The sequence below is a fragment of the Kitasatospora putterlickiae genome, assembly GCF_039527695.1.
In the GTDB taxonomy this organism is placed as follows: Bacteria; Actinomycetota; Actinomycetes; order Streptomycetales; family Streptomycetaceae; genus Kitasatospora; species Kitasatospora putterlickiae.
On sequence record NZ_BAAAKJ010000051.1, the window covers coordinates 20,609 to 23,609 of the forward strand.

General features: G+C 74.4%; 4 protein-coding genes. 3 read left to right on the forward strand and 1 reads right to left on the reverse strand.

Translation table 11 applies throughout. The features are described from left to right. Window positions 1–39 precede the first annotated feature (39 nt). From ABD308_RS06055 to ABD308_RS06065, 3 genes are read left to right on the forward strand one after another with little or no spacing between them, the layout of a single operon-like run. On the forward strand, window positions 40–510 hold the full coding sequence (locus ABD308_RS06055) for a DUF6325 family protein (protein ID WP_344328142.1): 471 nt from the start codon (window positions 40–42) through the stop codon (window positions 508–510). Between the two features lie 41 nt (window positions 511–551). Then, complete coding sequence (locus tag ABD308_RS06060; protein WP_344328145.1) at window positions 552–845, forward strand: SHOCT domain-containing protein; 294 nt, start codon at window positions 552–554, stop codon at window positions 843–845. 12 nt (window positions 846–857) lie between these two features. Continuing rightward, window positions 858–2,468, forward strand: a complete 1,611-nt coding sequence (locus ABD308_RS06065; RefSeq protein ID WP_344328148.1) for an MFS transporter — start codon at window positions 858–860, stop codon at window positions 2,466–2,468. A gap of 31 nt (window positions 2,469–2,499) precedes the next feature. Here the strand turns inward: ABD308_RS06065 and ABD308_RS06070 are convergent. Beyond that, window positions 2,500–3,001 (reverse strand): methyltransferase domain-containing protein (locus ABD308_RS06070; protein WP_344328151.1); only part of this gene is annotated, 502 nt, incomplete at its 5' end.

Consider the following 3,001-nt stretch of genomic DNA (forward strand, 5'->3'; position numbering starts at 1 on the left):
CCGACGCCGTCGGCCGGCCCTCCTGCGACAGGAGCCGACGTGAGCAGCGAACCCGGCACGACCGGCGAACTCGACGAACCGGGCCCCATCGACTACCTGGTCATCGCGTTCCCCGGAAGCCATCTCACCGGCGAGGGGCTGCCCCTGCTCGTCGACCTGGTCGAGCGCGACATCATCCGCGTCCTCGACCTGACCTTCGTCCACAAGGACGCGGACGGCACGGTGGCGGGCCTCGAACTGGCCGACGTGACCGGCGACGGACGCCTCGACCTGACGGTCTTCGAGGGCGCATCCTCCGGCCTGTTCGGCGAGTCCGACATCGCCGAGGCGGGTGCCCTCCTGGAACCGGGCGACTCCGCCGCCGTCCTCCTCTACGAGAACCGCTGGGCGGCGCCGCTGGCCAACGCCCTGCGCCGGGAGGACGCCCGGATCGTCGCCGGCGGACGCGTCCAGCTCCAGGACCTCCTGGACGTCCTGGACGCGGTCGAAGGCCTCGAAGCCGCGGGCTGACCCGCGTCCCCCACCCCCTCACCCGCCCTCAGGAGGAAGCCATGCCCGGACTGCTCCGCGGCGTCGCCCGCACCGCGGTGGTCGCCGGAACGGCCACCGCCGTCTCCAACCGCGTCTCCCGGCGCCAGGCCGGCCGCTGGGCGCAGCAGGACGCCCAGCAGGCCGGCTACTACGCCGAGCCCGCCGCGCCCGCGCCCCCGCCGCCCGCCCCGGCCGCCGCGGCGACCATGGAGGAGAAGCTCGACCAGCTCAAGGAGCTGGCGACGCTCAAGGACCAGGGTGTCCTGACCGAGGAGGAGTTCGCCGCCCAGAAGGCGCGGATCCTCGGCGGCTGACCGGGAGGCGCGGTGAATCGCTGGAAGCCCCTGGTCGTGCTCGGCACGGCCCAGTTCCTGATGGTGCTCGACGCCTCGGTGATGAACGTGTCGATCAGCCAGCTGGTGGAGGACTTCGACACCGAGGTCACCGCCATCCAGGCCGTCATCACCCTCTACACCCTGGTGATGGCCGCGTTCATGCTGACCGGCGGCCGGATCGGCGACATGTTCGGGCGCCGCCGCGTCTTCGTGGTCGGGCTGATGGTGTACGCGGTCGGCTCGGGGCTGACCGCGGTGGCGCCCACCGTGGGCGTGCTCGCGCTCGGCTGGTCCGTCATCGAGGGACTGGGCGCCGCCCTGGTCCTGCCCGCACTGGCCGCGCTGGTGGCCGGCTCCTACCACGGGCGCGACCGGGCCGTGGCCTACGGCGTCATCGGCGGCCTCGCGGGCGCGGGCATCGCGGTGGGACCGCTGCTCGGCGGCTGGGTCACCACCTACCTCACCTGGCGGCTGGTGTTCGCCGGTGAGGTGGTCCTGGTCGTGCTGATCCTCTTCCTGATGGGCTGGGTGCCGGGCCAGGCGCCGCCGGACCGGCGGCCGAGGCTCGACGTGCCGGGTGTCGTGCTGTCGGCCGCGGGCCTGGCCGTGATGGTCCTGGCCGTGCTGCAGAGCGGCACCTGGGGCTGGGTGAAGCCGCGCAACCCGCCGTTCACCGTCCTCGGGTTCGCCCCGACGCTGTTCGCCGTCGCCCTCGGCGGCGCGCTGATCTACGCGTTCTGCGTCCACGAGCGCCGGCGGGAGGACAAGGGCCTGGACCCCCTGGTCTCGCTCGCGCTGTTCGACAACCGGACGCTGCGCGCGGGTCTGGTGACCCTGTTCAACCAGAACACCGTCCTGCTGGGCCTGTTCTTCGTCATCCCGCTCTACCTCCAGGTCGTCCAGGGCCTGGACGCCTTCGAGACCGGCCTGCGACTGCTGCCGGTGTCCGTCACCATGCTCGCGGCCTCGATGTCCGGCTCCCTGCTGCTGCGCTTCGCCTCGCCCCGCACCATCGCCCGGACCGGACTGCTGGTCCTGGTCGCCGCCACCCTGTGGCTGATCGCCGCGATCGGGCCGGAACTGCGCGGCGGCTCGTTCGCCGGGGCGATGGCGCTGCTCGGTGCCGGCATGGGGATGCTCGCCTCCCAGTTGGGCAACACGGTGCAGTCCAGCGTGCGCCAGGAGGAACGCAGCGAGGCCGGCGGCCTGCAGTACACCGCCCAGAACCTCGGCTCCTCGGTCGGGACGGCGCTGATCGGCGCGATCCTGATCGGCGCCCTCGCGAGTTCCGTCACCACCCGGATCGAGGACGACCCCCGCGTCTCCGCCGCCGTCGCCGAGCAGACCGCCGTCCGGGTGGAGGCGGGCGTGTCCTTCGTGCCCGCCGACGACGTGGCGACGGCGCTGGCCGCGCGACCGGAGGTGCCGCCGCAGGAGGCCTCGGCCCTGGTGGAGAGCTACCGGGACGCCCAGATCGACGGGCTCAAGGCCGCGGTCCTGGCCTGCACGGGCATCACCGCCGGCGCCCTCCTGTTCACCCGCCGCCTGCCCTCCGCCCGCCCGCCCACCGACACGCGCGGCGCGCCCGGCACCGGGGAGTAGCCGCCGGGGCGGGCGCGTCATCCGCGAGGGGTCACCGTCGGCGTGGCCGGTGGGCGAGGACGGCGAACATCGTGACCGACAGGTGGAACGCGCCGCGCCCGGCGGCGGACGCCAACCCGCCGTAGAGCCCGTCGCGCTGCGCCCCGGTGATCAGACCGCGCTCGACGGCCGCCCCGCCGAGCACGTGCACCAGCGGCCAGGTGACGGAGCGCGGGTCGTGCAGCAGGACGTCCGAGCCGGTCTCGTCGACGGTCAGCCCGGCGTCGGCCGACCACTCGGCGAGGCGGCGTCCGGCGTCCGGGGTGGCGGCGGTCTCCTGGGCGACGGTGGCGAGCGCGGCCCGGACCACGGGGGAGGCGGGGTGGAGGACGAAGGTGGCCCAGTCGGTGTCCAGCAGGGTGACCCGGCCACCCGGCCGCAGCACCCGGGCGATCTCCGCGACGGCCCGCGCGGGATCCGTCAGGTGCTGCAGCACGCGCTCGCACCGGACGGCGTCCAGGCCGGCGTCCGGCAGCGGCAGCGCGAGCGCGTCG